Source organism: Thioalkalivibrio sp. ALE30 (assembly GCF_000377465.1).
Classification (GTDB): domain Bacteria; phylum Pseudomonadota; class Gammaproteobacteria; order Ectothiorhodospirales; family Ectothiorhodospiraceae; genus Thioalkalivibrio.
The window spans coordinates 226,221-242,211 of record NZ_KB898170.1 but is presented as its reverse complement, the minus strand read 5'-3'; the positions used below and the strand labels follow the sequence as shown (position 1 = coordinate 242,211).

Annotated in this window: 9 protein-coding genes; 4 read left to right on the top strand and 5 right to left on the bottom strand. The window is 68.8% G+C overall.

The annotated features are described in order from the left end of the window. Position 1 precedes the first annotated feature (1 nt). The 4 genes from D107_RS0106085 (at position 2) to D107_RS0106070 (ending at position 6,348) form a co-directional block, all read left to right on the top strand. Positions 2–817 (top strand): outer membrane lipoprotein-sorting protein, encoded by an 816-nt coding sequence (locus tag D107_RS0106085; protein ID WP_018880997.1) that lies wholly within the window; start codon positions 2–4, stop codon positions 815–817. A gap of 37 nt (positions 818–854) precedes the next feature. Further along, entirely contained in the window at positions 855–2,741 is a 1,887-nt protein-coding gene (locus D107_RS0106080; RefSeq protein ID WP_026280752.1) for a LysM peptidoglycan-binding domain-containing protein, read from the top strand. Further along, positions 2,741–4,999, top strand: coding sequence for an RND family transporter (locus tag D107_RS0106075; RefSeq protein ID WP_018880995.1), 2,259 nt, complete (start codon positions 2,741–2,743; stop codon positions 4,997–4,999). The genes D107_RS0106080 and D107_RS0106075 overlap by 1 nt, the downstream gene beginning before the upstream one ends. Before the next feature lie 380 nt (positions 5,000–5,379). Then, positions 5,380–6,348: a PEP-CTERM sorting domain-containing protein gene (locus D107_RS0106070; RefSeq protein WP_026280656.1), complete on the top strand. Its 969-nt coding sequence runs from the start codon at positions 5,380–5,382 to the stop codon at positions 6,346–6,348. A 920-nt stretch (positions 6,349–7,268) separates the two neighbouring features. Here D107_RS0106070 and prsT read toward each other — a convergent pair. From prsT to D107_RS0106045, 5 genes are all read right to left on the bottom strand, one after another. Further along, positions 7,269–10,115, bottom strand: a complete 2,847-nt coding sequence (prsT, locus tag D107_RS0106065; protein ID WP_231373770.1) for an XrtA/PEP-CTERM system TPR-repeat protein PrsT — start codon at positions 10,113–10,115, stop codon at positions 7,269–7,271. Positions 10,116–10,123: 8 nt separating this feature from the next. Further along, the gene (gene prsR, locus D107_RS0106060) at positions 10,124–11,461 is read right to left on the bottom strand and encodes a PEP-CTERM-box response regulator transcription factor (protein WP_018876712.1); all 1,338 of its coding nucleotides are present in this window, start codon (positions 11,459–11,461) and stop codon (positions 10,124–10,126) included. Between the two features lie 61 nt (positions 11,462–11,522). After that, on the bottom strand, positions 11,523–13,574 hold the full coding sequence (gene prsK, locus D107_RS0106055; protein WP_018880993.1) for an XrtA/PEP-CTERM system histidine kinase PrsK: 2,052 nt from the start codon (positions 13,572–13,574) through the stop codon (positions 11,523–11,525). A 7-nt stretch (positions 13,575–13,581) separates the two neighbouring features. Then, a complete protein-coding gene (locus D107_RS0106050) occupies positions 13,582–14,976 on the bottom strand; it encodes a TIGR03013 family XrtA/PEP-CTERM system glycosyltransferase (protein ID WP_018876714.1) in 1,395 nt (464 codons plus the stop codon). A 158-nt stretch (positions 14,977–15,134) separates the two neighbouring features. Continuing rightward, complete coding sequence (locus D107_RS0106045) at positions 15,135–15,770, bottom strand: XrtA/PEP-CTERM system exopolysaccharide export protein (protein WP_018880992.1); 636 nt, start codon at positions 15,768–15,770, stop codon at positions 15,135–15,137. Positions 15,771–15,991 lie beyond the last annotated feature (221 nt).

The window sequence follows — 15,991 nt, the reverse complement described above, 5'->3', positions numbered from 1 at the left end:
CATGATGAACCGCACCGCCATGTTCCTCGGCGCGGGCCTCCTGCTCGCGGTCGCCACCCTGCCCGCCGCGGCGCTGGCGGAGGAATCCGCGGCGCGCGAGCTGGCACGCGCCGTCCACGAGCGCCCGGACGGGGACGATGCCGTCACCCGGGGGATCATGACACTCACCGGGGGCGGCCGCCGCGAGCGTGTGCGCGAAAGCTACGAATATCGGCTGGATGGCGAGGAGCCCGGTGCCAGCCGCAACCTCATTCGCTTTACGTCGCCGCGCAACATTGCCGACACGGCCATACTGGTCCACAACCACCCGGGCGGCGATGTCGACCAGTGGCTCTACCTGCCCGCGATCCAGCGCGAGCGCCGCATCAGCAGCGAGAACCGGGGCGGCAGCTTCGTGCAGTCCGAGCTCTACTTCGAGGACCTGGAAGACCGCGAACCGCACAAGGACCACCATCGCATCCTGGGCGAGGACACCTACGAGGGCACCCCGGTCACCGTGCTCGAGAGCGTGCCCGTGGACAGCGGCAACTCCGTCTACAGCAAGCGGGTCAGCTGGATCCACGAGGAGACCCTCCTGCCGCTGCGTATCGACCTGTACGAAGGGGGCGACGAGCCCGCGAAGCGCCTGGAGGTACAGCGGATCGAGGAGATCCAGGGCTACTGGACGGTAACCCGCAGCTCCATGACCGATCTTGCCAGCGGTCGCACCACCATCCTCGAGGTCGAGGACGTGACCTACAACAGCGGCCTCCCGGACGAGCTATTCACCCTCCGCGGCCTGTCGGACCCGAGCCTTGCGCGCCCCTATCGCCCATGAAGCGCCCACGCCCCGGCCCGGGGGATGGCGCGCCACGGTGCTCGCCGGGTTGCTGGTGCTGGGGCCAATGCCGCTGGCCGCCGCGGCGCCGGCCCCCTATACCGTGCAGCCGGGCGACACCCTCTGGAGCATCGCCCGCGATCTGCGCCCCGACCCGTCCGTCCGCATCCAGGCCATGGCGCAGGCGCTGTATGCCCGCAACCCGGATGCCTTTGACGGCGGGCCCGAGGGCCTGAAGGCCGGGGCGACGCTCCAGCCGCCCGCGCCGGACGAGCTTGCGCGCACCGAACCCTCGCCCATCCCGAGCGCCGGCAACCACTACACGGTGCGCGCCAGCGACACCCTGTGGAGCGTGGCCGAGCGCCTGCGCCCGGACCCGCGCATCCCCACCCGGGAGATGGTCCAGCGCCTGTTCGAACACAATCCGCACGCGTTCGACGGCGACGTGCATTCCCTGCGCGCCGGCGCGGTGCTGCGGGTCCCGGACATGCCCACGGCTGGGCCCGCCGCTGCGCCCGTCGCCGTCGCCGACGCGTCCCCTGCTCCCGCAGACGACGCCGCGCCTGACACCTCGGCGCCGTCACGCGACACTAACAACGATGCCGAAGACGAAGCACAGCGCGCGTTCGTATTCGGCGAGGAGTCGGCCGAGGATGCGGACGCGGACACCCAGACCGGCGCCGCCGCCTGGGACCTGCGGGTAAAGGACGCCCGCATCGAACTGGGCGTGCTGGGCACATCCGGGCGTCCCGTGGACCATGTGCAGCACGGTCGCGGCGTGGTCAGTGCCCGCCGCGACCTGAACGAGGCCTGGGAGCTGCGCCTGGGCGCGCGCGCGGACATCCAGGCCCAGCAGGGCGGCGACTACCCGAGCACCACCCGCGCACGCGCCGACTATGACGAAAATTTCCTGCGCTACCGGGGCGATCGTACGCGCGTCACCGTGGGCACCCAGCGCATCCTGTGGGGACGGGTGGACGAGATCCCGCCCACCGACCGGCTCAGCACCAAGGACCTGACCCGCTTCGGCCTGGACCCGTACGGCGAACGGCGCCGCGCGAACCCGGCGATCCGCGCGGAATTCTTCCAGGGGCCGTGGCATGCGGACCTGGTCTTCCTGCCCCTGTTCCGGCCGGCGGAGCTACCCGACCGTGACAACCTCTGGCACCCGGTGGACCGCAACCGCGGACGCCTGCTGGGGCTTCCACAGGACCCGGCGCTGGCGCCGGTGATCCAGCAGGCCGCGCTGGACGACGATGTCTCCGGCAACGGCGGCGCCGGCGTGCGCCTGGGGCGCTCCGGCCGCGGCGCCGATTTCGCCGTCACCGTCCAGCGGGCCCGGCATTCGCAGCCCTACTACCGCTTCGATACCGAGACCCGCCAGGCCATCCTGGCCGGCCAGCCACCCGGGGACCCGACGCTGGAGGCCGTCCACCCGCGGACCTGGGTAGTGGGCGGCGACACCGCCTTTGCCACTGGCGCCTGGACCTGGCGCGCCGAGGCCGCCTGGCTGAGCGACGTACCGGTGACTCGCGCGGATGACCTGCGCCAGACCACGGTGGAGGGGGTCGACTGGGTGGTCGGCGCCGAAGGCTTCCCCGGAGACGGGGACTTCCGCATGACCACCCAGCTGGCGGGCCAGCACCTGCTGAACGCCGGCGACATGCTGGATGCGCGCGAAAGCTACTTCCTGACCGGAGAACTGGAGAGCCCGTTTGCCGACTACAACTGGCGGGCCCGCCTGCGCTATTCGATCGGGCTCAACCGGCGCGACGTCTATCTGAACCCGGAACTGGCATGGATCGCCCGCGAACCCATGGAATTCTATATCGGCCTGCACTGGCTGGACGGGGCCGAGGGCACGGCCGGGGGCTTCTACCGCGATAACCGCATACTCGTCACCGGCTGGCGGGGGCAGTTCTGATGCGCTGGCTGCTGGGGCGCCCGCGACTGGCACTGGGCATCCTGGCCCTGCTGCTCTTCCTGCCCGGCCCGGTTCTCCTGCAGGTCAACCTGGATAACGCCCCCGAGTCCTATTTCCCCGAGGACGCCGCCGCCGTCACCTTCGATCGCGAACTGCGCGAACGCTTCCCTCAAGATCAGGTACTGGTCGGCCTGTTTACCGGCAGCGAGCTGTTCGAGGCCGATTTCCTGCAACGCATCGACGCGCTGGTGCGCGACATGGAGGCCGATCCGAGCGTCGAACGGGTCCTGTCGGTCACCACCCTGGACCACATCCGGGCCACGACCGACGGCTTCACCGTGGACCGCCTGGTGGACGGCCGCGCGCTGGACGAGCGCACGGCCGATGAATGGCGCGAGCGGGTCTTGCGTGACCGCTTCGCCCCCGGCCTGGTAGCCGGCCCCGACGGCGAGGTCCTGGCGGTGGTCGTGCGCCCGCACGCGCTGGAAAACAGCCTGCAGCGCCTGCAGCTGGAACGCCTGCTCCGCGACCGGATCGCCGAGCACGACCTGGAAGGCGAGCTGACCGCCATCGCCGGCCATATCGCCCTGGATGTCGCGCAGCTCCGGGCCATGGTCAAGGACCTCGCCTTCCTGGTTCCGGGCACCATGACCATCAGCCTCCTGCTGCTGTGGTGGCTGTTCCGGCGCCCGCTGGTGGTCGTGCTGTCCGCTGCCACAATCAGCGCGGTCACCGGGCCCGCGATCGCCCTGCTGATCCTGCTCGACCGGCCGTTCACACTGATCTCCGCCATCCTGCCGCCCCTGCTGACCGCATTGACGGTGGCGATGCTGATGCACTTCTTCAACGCCCTGCTGCATGCCGCGCAGCGCGGCCACCGGGGACGCGCCCGCGTGGAGGCGGCGCTGGCCGCCGTGGCCCGTCCCACCGCGTTCATGGCGCTGACCACCGCGGCGGGGCTGGCGTCGCTGCAGGTCAGCAGCATCCGGCCGATCGAGACCTTCGGTCTGATCGGGGCCTTCGGCGTGCTGCTCGCCGCGGCGGTCGTGCTGCTGCTCCTGCCGGCGATCATGGTGCGCTGGGATCGCGGCGACTGGCTCGCCCCGCAGCGCGGCCTGCGCCTGCTCGACCGCTTCACCGCGCTGGCGGCACACCTGGCGATCCGCCGCGCCGGCTGGGTCCTGCTGGCCACCGCCATCCTGGTGGCGCTGGCGATCCCGCAGATCCGGCATGTCGAGGTCGAGACCGATCTCTACGCCTTCTTCGACGACGACCACTCGATCACCCAGGCGACCCGCGCGGTGGAGCACGAACTCTCCGGGGTAATGGCGCTGGAGGTGGTGTTCGACGGGCCGGACTGGGACAGCCTGCAGGACCCGGAACGGATGCTGGCCATCCAGCGCGTGCAGGACTGGCTGGACCAGCGCCCCGAGGTGGACTACAGCCTGTCCCTGCCGGATCTCGTCGCCGAGATGCACTGGGCCTTCAACGAGGAAGACCCGGCCTTCCGGCGCATCCCGGACGACCCCAACCTGGTCGCCCAGTACCTGTTCATCTACGACGGCCGCGACCTGTTCGATGCCGTCGACCGCGACTTCGAACGCAGCCGCATCCTGCTCAACCTGAACGCCCACGGGGCGCGGGCCATCAACGCACTGATGGACGATCTGCGCGACCACCTGGAAGCCAACCCGCCGGCCGACCTGGAATGGGACATGGCCGGGATGGCCCGACTGTTCGCGGACCAGGAGCGGTTACTGATCGAGGGGCAGCTACACAGCCTGTATGCCGTGGCCGCGATGATCACGCTGCTGATGCTGCTGATGTGGCGCTCGATCCCGCTGACCGTCCTCAGCATGATCCCCAACCTGGCTCCGGTGGCGATGATCTTCGCCCTGATGGGCCTGCTCGGCATCTGGCTGGACATGGCCACGGCCATGATTGCCAGTGTCGCCATCGGCATCGCCGTGGACGACACCATCCACATCCTGCACAACTATCGTCAGCGGCGCGGGCGGGGCAGCCCGGTTGCCTGGGCGCTCGCCCGCAGCTTCCGCCGCAGCGGGCGCGCGATCACCGCCACCACCATCGTGCTGGTGGGCCAGTTCCTGCTGCTGGCCCTGTCCGACTTCCAGCCCACGGCCGCCTTTGGCTGGTTGACCGCCTTCGGGCTGATCGCGGCGCTGCTGTTCGACCTGCTGGTACTACCGGCCCTGCTGGTCGTCGGGCACCGGCTCGCGCGGGCCCGCACGGCCTGACCGCGCCCCGGCCGCGCCTCTGGCGACCGGCCTGTCGAGATGCTTTACAAGCCAAGTAATCCGCACAACCCTTTGTTTTTGCAGATTCTTTACCGGTTTCTGCGGTTTCGGGCGTCCTGACGGCCTCATCCAGCCGGCCCGCTCGTCGACACCCTTTACAGTTCCCCGGCCACAAGACCCTCCTGCGATCACGCGGCCCATGGCCCAGCACATGACCCCCACTTTCCTCCTTTATTTTCAATGTCTTGAGAGGCCTCCACCCCGAGCCGGGAAATTGGCACGGAGCCTGCTTTGTATTCAACCGAAAGCAACAGACACGGCCACCAGGCCAGACCCCGGCGATGGTTGAATCGCTGTAAATTGAGCATCAGGAGAGCCCCATGAACGCGAAAAAAGTACTTCTCGCTTCGCTCTGTGTCGGCATGATCGCCGCCAGTGCGAGTACGGCGACGGCAGCGGAAGTCATTGACTTCGACATCAACCTCGACGCCACCACGAACTACAGCGGTTCGGTCGAAAACGTCCGCCGTATCCAGTTCGACCTGAACACCCAGACCTTCCAATACGTTCAGGATCCGTTGGACCCGGTTCAGGTTGGCGATGTGTTCTATGACCGTGGCTACGGCGATGCCGGGTCCTTCCGGACCTCCGCTGGCGGTGCCGCACCCCAGTCCGGCCCCGACTTCCTTGGCGGTACATACTCTATGGGGCTGCTCTGGGACGAGCTCCGCGGCGTGATTACCGGCACCGGTACCGTGGGCGGAAACTATGTCGTCAACGCCAATTATACCGGGGTCGGGTGCTGCTTTAGTCTGTTCATGGCCGACCCGAACCCCGGTTTCGGCCAAGACTATGAAGCGGCGCAGGCCCACTTCAGCGCTGGCGAACAGGTCATGGAGATGACCCTGAAATCGGGTAACAGCATCCTGGAATTCGAGAGCCAGGGCGGGGCTTTCATCGAAGGGACCTTCACCTTCGAATTCCAGGTGGCCAGCGTGCTGCCGGGCTTCTGGTTCACCGCTGACGGCATCGACTTCGCAGACCTGATCGAAGACGAAGAAGGCGCCCCGACGTTCATCGTCTCGGCCTTTGCCAGCGCGGGCACCATCCAGGAACCGCCGCCGGAGACCTTCTTCGGTGCTGATGCCAACAATGTCTACGGCGACGAGCGCGATGGGCAAAGCCTGTTCAGCGAAACCCAGTCCACCCATGACGGCAGCCTGCGCTTCGCGGTGCCGGAGCCGGGTACCCTGGCGCTGATGGGTCTGTCCCTGCTGATCCTGGCGGGCTTCATCGGCGTCGGTGGCATGCGCCGCCGCTCCAACAGCACCCACCGCCAGGCCGCATAACACGCACCACCAACAGCCTTGGTGACCCACTCCCCCCTGTGGGGTCACCGAGTTAAGGGCTCCCTCCGCGGAGCCCTTTTTTCTGCCCGGCCCCGGCCCATACGGCAACCCCACGCCCAGCCCTGGGCATACCAACCATCACGCACCACCATCATCTACACCCCAGTCAGAGCCTTCCCCCACGCCCTTCAATCCGCCCCGGACACCACGCCCCCCACACACCCGCGTCACCCCAGGTCCAGCGCTCCCCCACACCTCGTCATCCCAGCCGCAGCAAAGAGAAGAGCCGGGATCTCCCGACGCTGCCACCAACGCCACGCCAGCCCTGAAGATCCCGGATACCCGCTACGCGGTTTCCGGGATGACGAACAGGGAGGTGCGCGGTGGAAACATCCTTGTAGGAGCCTGCTTGCAGGCGAAGCCCCTGCCAGAGTCGGGCACGGGCAGGGGCATTCGCCTGCGAGCAGGCTCCCACAGGGGTCAAGGGGTCACATCAGGACATCCGGATTCCCCACCGCTGCACTCCCCCACACTCCGCCATCCCGGCCGTAGCGAAGCGAAGAGCCGGGATCTCCCACCCCCGCCACCGACGCCGCGCCAGCCCCCGGCAGATCCCGGCAGATCCCGGCAGATCCCGGCAGATCCCGGATAACCGCTGCGCGGTCTCCGGGATGACGACAGAGGGGTGCGCGGTGGAAACATCCTTGTGGGAGCCTGCTTGCAGGCGAAGCTCCTGCCAGAGCCGGACGCGGGCAGGGGCATTCGCCTGCGAGCAGGCTCCCACAGGGGGCGGAACAGGGCATCCAGATTCCCGGCCTCATACCCCCACACACCGTCATCCCGGCCGTGCAGGCGTGCGGGCAGGCATGAAAAAAGGGGCTGCCTGTGGCAGCCCCTTCGAACGTCGGACGTCTTCGGGCTTACAGGCGGTCGAGCAAGGCCTCGGCGTCTGCCCGCTGCGGGAATGCCTCGTGCGCCTCCAGCAGTTGCCGCAGGCGGTCGGCGGCGGCGTCGCGTGCGCCCTGTTCGCTTTCCGCCCAGGCCAGGTGGTACTGGATGCCCGGATCCTCCGGAGCCAGCTCGTGCGCGCGACCCAGGATATCCGCGGCCTCGGCCGGCTCGCCCGCGTGGATCAGCACCACGGCCAGCGTATCCAGCACCGGAGGCGCCTCCGGGGCCAGTTCGGCGGCCCGGCGCGCGTGTCCGAGCGCCTCTTCGGTCTCGCGTTCACGCAGGGTCCAGGCCAGGTTGTTGAGGGCAATCACGTCGTCCGCATCCTGCTCGACGATGCGGCGGTACGAGGCCACCGCGCCCGGCTCGTCGCCGGCCCCCATCTGCTGCGCCGCATAGATGTGCCGGGTCGCCAGGTCCTGCGGGTGCTCGTCGAGCCAGCCTTCCAGCGTGGCCTGGCCGGCCTCGAACTCGCCGGATTCCCGTTGCGCGCGGGCCAGTTCATGGACCCAGTCCCGGCGCTGGCCACCCGGGTCCGCCAGCGCGGCCCGGTAGTGCCGCACGGCGGCCGCGGGATCATCCCGCTGCAGGGCCGCACGTCCCAGCAGGGCCTGGACCTCGCTGCGATCCTCGAAGCGTTCTTCCAGCCGCTGCAGATGCGGCCGGGCGTCCTCCGTGCGCTCCTGGTTGACCAGCCCTCGAGCCAGCAGCACGCGGGCCCGGTAATGTTCCGGCTGGCGTTCCAGCAGCTCGCGCAGCGTGGCCTCGGTGGCGGCCTCGTCACCGGCCTGCGCATGCGCGCGGGCCAGGGCAAGCCGAAGGTTCACATTGTCCGGCGCCTGCTCGACGGCCGCCTCGAGACTGGCGACCGCGGCATCGGGCCGATTGAGCGTCTGCTGGACATCGGCCAGCGCATACAGCAGGTCGGGATTGTCCGGATGATGTTCACTCGCGGCCTCGAGCGTCTCCAGTGCCTGCTCGGGGCGGCCGCCCTGGAGCTGGATCTGGGCCAGCGCGAGATGCGGTGGCAGCATCTCGGGCTGTGACTCGATCGCCACCCGAAACCAGCGGGCGGCGCCCTGCTGGTCCCCGTCCTGGAGACTCAGATTGGCCAGGCGCTGCGCGGAGCGGGCATGCCCGGGGTGGCGATCCTGAATCGCTTCCAGGACCTCCCGTGCCGCGCCACGGTTGCCGGCCTGCAATTCCAGGCTGGCAAGGTTCATCGCCACGGAGATATCGTCCGGGTCACGTTCGACCCCTTCGCGGAACGCGGCGCGCGCCTCGTCGGTCCGGTCCAGTCCCATCAGCGCGGCGCCCTGGAGACTCAGCGGTCCGGCGGCCTCCGGCTCCAGCTCCTGCAGGCGCTGGGCGCGTTCCAGCGCCTCGTCATAGCGACCCGCCTGCAGCAGGTAGAGCACCATGGTGGTATCGACCTGTTGCGCCGTAACCTCGCCGCCACCGGCGGCACGCATCACGTCCAGGCCTTCCTCGGTCTCGCCACCCCGGAGCAGCGCCACCGCCAGGAGTTCCTGCAGGCCCTGAGAGCCGGGGCTCGCGGCCACGGCATCGCGCAAGGCTTCGATCCCGGCTTCGGAGTCGCCGGCCACCAGCAGCAGGCGCCCGCGCAGCTCCGCCATGTCGGCGGGATCGCCGGTGTAGTCGCGGCTGACCCGGTCCACGAACCGCAGCGCATCCTCCACCCGATCCTGTTCCAGATAGATCGCCGTCAGGGTACGGATGCCCTGCAGCGATCCCGGGCTCTCCTGCACATGGCGGTTCAGGTTGTGCTCGGCCTGCTCCAGATTGCCCAGGCTGCGATGCGCCAGGCCAAGCCCCAGTAATGCGGGGCTGTAGGTGCGATTGCCGGCCACGGCCCGTTCGAAACTCGCGCGCGCGTCGCTGTAGCGTTCCTCCTGCATCAGGAGCATCCCGTCCAGGTAATGCACGCCGGGATGCGACGAGCCACCCTGCATCAGGCCGTCGACGTCCGCCCGCGCCCCTTCATAATCGCCGGCATTCAGGCGCACCATCGCGCGCGCCATGTAGTCACGTCCGGAAGCCGGGCGCACCTCGATGGCCCGGGTGAAGGCCTCTTCCGCGCCCTCGGAATCGCCGGTGATACGGCGGTACTCGCCCAGCAGGCTCCAGGCATGCGCCAGCTCGGGGTCCTGATCGAGCGCCTGTTCGAGGGACGCCATCGCCCGCTCGGCATCACCCTCGGCCATCGCCAGATGGGCATGCGCCAGGGCCTGCAGCGGCGCCTGTTCGGCCGCATCGACCTGTGCCAGCTCGGCCTCCGCGGCGTCGCGCTCGCCCACGGCGGCAAAGGCGACCGCCCGCAGCGCGTGCAGCCGTGGCCGCTCCTCGGCGGCGAGATCCTCCGGCACCGACTGCGCCCGGATCCGCGCGAAGCGGTCGGTCGCGAACCACGCCTCGGCCAGCGGCAGCGCCACCTGCGCCTCCGGGATACCGAGCGACTGCGCCCGTTCCAGCTGGCGGCGGGCCTCCTCCGGGTTGTCCAGCTGCAGATACACCACGCCGAGACTGCGGCGCGTGGCCGGGGCATCGGTGTTCAGTTGCAGGGCGTTGCGATACTCGATGCGGGCGCCCCGGTAGTCCCCCTGTTCCTGCAGGGCCTGGGCACGGTCGAGGTAGTCCTGTTCGCTGGCCGTCCCGATCTGGTCACAGCCCGCCAGGCCCACGCCGGTGGCCAGGACCACCGCCAGTGCCAGCGGCTTCAGGCGTCCCGGCAGTATCCCATTGTGACGGGGCCGGGCCGGGCCGGATGCTTGTTTCGTGTATCGGGTAGTCACCATGGTGTGCCTCATCTGAGCCCGTACTTGTCGAGCAGGCCGTAGAGCGTTGGACGGGTAATGCCGAGGGTATCGGCCGCCTGGGCGATGTTGCCGTTGCAGCGGCCCATCGCCTTGATCACGGACTGGTATTCGGCCCGGTCGCGGGCCTCGCGCAGACGCTCCGGCGGCGCTTCCTGGTCGTGGTCCTCGAGCCCGAGGTCCTCCGCGGTCACCAGGTTGCCGTCGGCCATGATCACGGCGCGCCGGATCAGGTTTTCCATCTCGCGCACATTGCCGGGCCAGGGGTGGCCCTCGATCGCGCGCAGCGCGTCGGCGGTAAAGCCGCGGCGCGGCTTGCCCTGCTCGCGCGCGAAGCGCTCCAGCAGGGCGTGGGCCAGCAGGGTCGCATCCCCCTGGCGTTCGCGCACCGGCGGGATGTCGATACTGATCTCGCTGATGCGATAGAACAGGTCTTCGCGGAAGTCGCCCGCCCGGATCAGGGCCTGGAGGTCCTGATTGGTGGCGCCGATGATGCGGACGTCCACCGGGATCTCGTTGCGCCCGCCCAAGCGCTCGACCGTGCGCTCCTGCAGGAAGCGCAGCAGCTTGGCCTGCAGGCTCTGCGGCAGGTCGCCGATCTCGTCGAGGAACAGCGTGCCCTTGTCGGCATGCTCGATCTTGCCAATGGTCTGGCGCGTGGCGCCGGTGAAGGCACCTTTCTCGTAGCCGAACAGTTCGCTCTCCAGGAGGTTCTCCGGGATCGCGGCGCAGTTGATCGCGACGAAGCGCTCCTTCGCACGGTTGCTGAGGTCGTGGACGGCGCGCGCCAGGACCTCTTTGCCGGTCCCGCTGTCGCCCAGCAGCAGGACGGTCGCGTCGGAGGGCGCCACGCGCTCCACCATGCGGCAGACCTGCAGCATTTGCGGATCCGAGGTGATGATCCCGGACAGCGAAGAGGTGCTGCCGCGGGCCAGCCGGCGGTTCTCCTCCTCGAGTTCGTACAGCCGGGCGGCACGGTCCACGATCAGGCGCAGGAGCTCGGCATCCACGGGCTTGATGTAGAAATCGTAGGCCCCCAGGGCGACGGCCTTCAGCGCGTTCTCGCGATCGTCATTGCCGGTGACCACGATCACCTTGACCCCGGGGTTGAACGCCAGGATCTCCTCCAGCAGCGCGAGGCCCTCGGTGGCGTTGGCCGGGTCGGGGGGCAGGCCGAGGTCCAGGGTGACCAGTTCGGGCTCGTGCCGGCGCATGTGCGCCATCGCGCTCGCGCGATCCTGGGCCTGCAGGATCTCGTAGCCGTCCAGGCACCAGCGCAACTGGCTTTGCAGGCCGGCGTCATCCTCGACAATCAGCAGCTTGAGCATCGACTCCATTACTTTGCACCCGGCCCCGCGAGGACGTGATGGTGAACGGCACGAAGACGCCTCATGTGCCGTACCGTGGCAGACGCAGCGTGAAGGCGGTCCCCTCGCCAACGCGGCTGGATACATCGATCCGCCCACCCATCCGGACCACCAGGTCCCGGGCCTCGTACAGGCCAATGCCCATGCCGGCGTTTCCCTTGGTGGTCTGGAAGGGGCGGAAGAGCCGCCGCCGGACGAAGTCCTCGTCCATGCCCGCCCCGTTGTCCTCGATTTCGATGATGGCCCATTGATCCCGGGTTTTCAGGGTCATGGTTATATCGCCGTTATCCGGCGTGGCCTCCTGTGCATTCCGCACCAGGTGCAGCAGCACATTCCGCAGTGCGTCGCGGTTTCCGAGGACTCCGGCGCTGGCCTCGACCGTGACCCGGGGCACCGGCCGAACCTCGCGGCTGTCGTGCGCGACCTCCTCCAGCAGGGCGTCCACCTCGATCGCCTGACGCGGGCTGTCGGCCCCCGGCTGGGCCTTGCGCAGCTGGGCCAGGGTGCGCTCCAGGCGCTCGCGGGCATGGCCCACGGTGCGGAAGGCATCCGCCACGAACTCGGGATTGTCGCGGTGGCGCTCGGCGTTGGCGCTGATCAGGGACAACTGGGCGGAGACGTTCTTGAGGTCGTGGACCAGGAACGCCGCCAGTCGATGGAAGGTCTCGAACTGGCGTGCCTCCAGCAGGGCCTCGTCGGTCTGGACCAGCGCCACGTACACCGCGAGCTGGCGACCCGCGGTCTTCAGCAGATCGCGCTCCTCCCAGTCGATGCGATGCCGCGCCCGCGGCTGGGCCAGCACGACAAACCCCTCCAGGCCATCGCTTTTCAGCAGCGGCACCACGGCCCAGTGGCGCGGGTTGTCCACCAGCCAGGCCGGCAGCTCCAGCCCGTGATAGAACGCCGGATCGCGGCGAAACTCGTCGATGTCGATCACCCAGCCGGAGCGCATCAGGAATACCACCAGGGGATCGTCCGGTTCCAGCGCCGGGTACTCCGGCTCGCCCAGGTTCAGCACGCCGTCGAGGGCAAAGCGGCCGTCGTCGCGATGGACCCAGAGCAGGCCACCGGGGCTCTCGACCAGCTCGCCGATGGCCTGGATCGCCCGCTGCCGGAACGGGGTCTCGTCATCGGTCTGCGCGAGGGTTCCGGTAAAGCGCAGCCATTCCTGGCGGTAGTCGTAGCGGTAGTTGAAGAAGTGCTTGGCCAGCCATACCCGCAGCTGGGCGCGGACGCTGCCGGAGAAGAGCACCACCGCCAGCAGCAGCACCGCCCCGAACAGGAGGGTCACCTGCAGCAGGGCACCCAGGTCGCCCCCGTGGTGGCGCAGGTAGTAGCCCGCGCCGCCGACCGCCAGCAGGTACAGCCCGGCCCCGATCAGCGACGCGGTGTGAAACAGCAGGTGGCGCGAAACCGTGGGCCCCTCGCGCTGCGGCAGGCGCCGGCTCACCGAAATTGCCAGTAGCGGGACCACCAGCGCATTCACGAACCCGCGGGCCTGCCAGGACGGGCTGTCGATGGTCTGGAACAGCACCAGGTCCGCGAACAGGAACAGGTCGAAGGCGAACAGGCCGCCCAGGCCCAGGCACAGGAACTTGATCTCCCAGCGATTCTGCGGCGGCGTGTTGCGGTAGACCTGCTCCACCAGCACCAGCCCGGCGATCGCCATCAGCAATGTGGCCAGCCCCGGCCAGATCGCGCCCAGCAACTGCGGCCACAGCATCGGCACCAGGATGAACAGCAGAAAGGCCGCAACACCACTGGCCCACCAGCGCAGGGCGCGCGGATCGACCCCCGGGCGGCTTCCACTGCCCGCGAGCAACGCCAGCAGGAGTGCGAACCAGCCGGCATTGCGCGCCACCTCCATCACGCCGCCGGAGATCGCCGCGCTGGTCCCGTACTGCCAGGCGAGAAAACCGAGGTAGCCCGCCCAGCCCACCGACAGCAACGCGGCCAGGACCACCCACAGGCCCGAGGGCCGGTTGCGCCAGCGCACCAGCGTCACCACCGCCAGCACCAGGAACGCCAGTGCCGCTGTCAGGTAGCCGATCGCGGCCAGGGGAACACTGGTCATTACGGGATCAGCGCGCGCCGCGGCCGAACAGGACGACCTTGACCGTCTCGATCAGGATCAGGACATCCAGGAACAGGGTGTGATTCTTCACGTAGTACAGGTCGTACTGCAGCTTCTGCCGCGCGTCCTCGACCGAGGCCCCGTAGGGGTAGCGCACCTGCGCCCAGCCGGTAATGCCGGGGCGGATCGAGTGGCGCGCCGGGAAATAGGGGATCTGCTCGGTCAGTTGCTCGACGAACACGGGCCGCTCCGGGCGCGGCCCGACGAACGACATGCTGCCCTGGAACACGTTGATCACCTGCGGCAGCTCGTCGATACGCAGCTTGCGGATGATGCGCCCCACGCGGGTCACGCGGTCGTCGTCGCGCACCGCCCAGCGCGCCACGCCATCGACTTCGGCGTCTTCGCGCATGCTGCGGAACTTGCAGACCTCGAATGGCACATTCCCCAGCCCCACGCGCGTCTGCCAGTAGAACACCGGGCCGCGGCTTTCCAGCTTGATGGCCAGGGCGGTGACCAGCATCACCGGCAGGGTGGCCAGCAGCAGCGTCGAACTGGCCAGCACGTCGAAGGTCCGCTTGATGGCGTTGCGGGACCAGTGCTGGCGGAACCCCTCGCCGAAGATCAGCCAGCTGGCGTTCAGCGAGTCCAGTTGCACCCGCTGCTGTTCACGCTCGAAGAAACTGGACACATCGGTGACAGCCACCCCGTTCAGCTTGCACTCGAGCAGCTGCCGGACGGGCAGGTTGCCCCGTCGGTCGCGGATGGCGACCACGATCTCGTGGGCCCGAAACTCGCGCGCCATCTCCAGCAGACTCGCATCGCAGCCCAGCTGTAACTGGCGCGCCGGATCCTGCGCGCAGTCCTTCTCGCCCTCGGTGGCGATGTAGCCCAGCACCCGGAACGGCAGGTCGTCCGGGGCCTTGTCCGCGTGGACCGTCTCGATCGCGCGGGCCCGGCTGCCGGTACCCAGCACCAGGATGCGGCGCTTGAAGGCGTCGGCGTCGGAGAAATTGCACCAGAGGGTGCGCTCGGCAACCAGCCCGGTCAGCAACAGCAGCACGCCGCCGCCGACCGCCGTTGGCGAAAAGAGCGCCGCCGGCACCAGGGCCCCATACAGGAGCAGCAGCCCGCCCACGAACAGCAGCGCCGGCACCAGGCGCAACAGGGAGCGCAGCGTGCTGCGGGTGGCCAGATAGTCCGACTCGTACAGGCCCGCCAGGGTGAGCACCAGCAGGACGACCAGCGTCGCCGCCACCAGCTCCGGGTCCAGCAGGCTGAGGGCCTCCGGCTGAAAGGGTGGCAAGGTCAGCACCAGGTACAGGCACAGATACGCCACCAGCAGTTCGGCGGCCGCGAGCATCAGCACGCGGCGGCGTATGTAGTGACCGAAGATGCGCACAACTAGCCCTCTCGCCGAGGCGCTTGCGCAGCGGGGTTGTGCGTCCTTGTCAGGGGGTCCATGTCTACCGTCCCCGATCCCGCAGCGTGGCGGCGACGGTTCCCCGGCGGCGCCTCAGCGCCGCGCGCCCGGAAGCCGCGCGTCGCGCCCCGGGCTCGTCAGAAGCGTCGTTCCGGAATGATCAGCGTGTCGCCGGGCAGCATGTCCACGTTGGCCGAGATGTCGCCGCCGTTCACCAGGTCGTCCAGGCGCACCCGGTACTGCTTGCGCTCGCCGTCCTCGTTGCGCACGATCACCGCGCGATTGCCGGCCGCGAAGTCGGTGATACCGCCCACCGCGATCATCACATCCATCACGCTCATCTCCTCGCGGTACTGCAGCGCCTGCGGCTCGGCGGCCTGCCCGATCACCCGGATCTGGCGGCTGTAGGGCCCGGCGAAGCCGGTCACCATCACCGTGACGATCGGATCGCGCAGGAACCGGGAGAGCTCCTCTTCCATCGCCCGCGCCAGTTCGGTGGGCGTCTGGCCGCTGGCCTGGACATCCTCGACCAGCGGGGTGGTGATCTGCCCGTCCGGGCGCACAGACACGTTGGTGGAGAGATCCGGGTTGCCGCGCACAGACACCTGCAGGGAGTCCCCGGGACCGATGATGTACTGCTCGATCACCGTGCGCTCGATGGAGGTCGGGGCATCCGGAAAATCGGTCGTGGCGCAGCCGCCCAGGATCAGGGCCGGCAGCAGGAAGGCGAACCCGAACTTCGGCCCGACCTTTGAAGCATGGATCAGGGACATCGCGACTCCCCCTTGGACATTTCTGGCGGTTGTTTGGAGGCTTCACCCGACCGGGAACCGGGCCCGCACCGCACCCCGAAGGCCGCGATACCTGGCTACGCTTACCGGGAATACCGGATTCCACAAGCAACTTGATGTTAGGCCCCGGTTGTGAACAGAGTCCACGTAAGGCCTTCATTCCCGCCGGCTCCTGACTAACGTTCGCGTTACGGCGCCGCCGG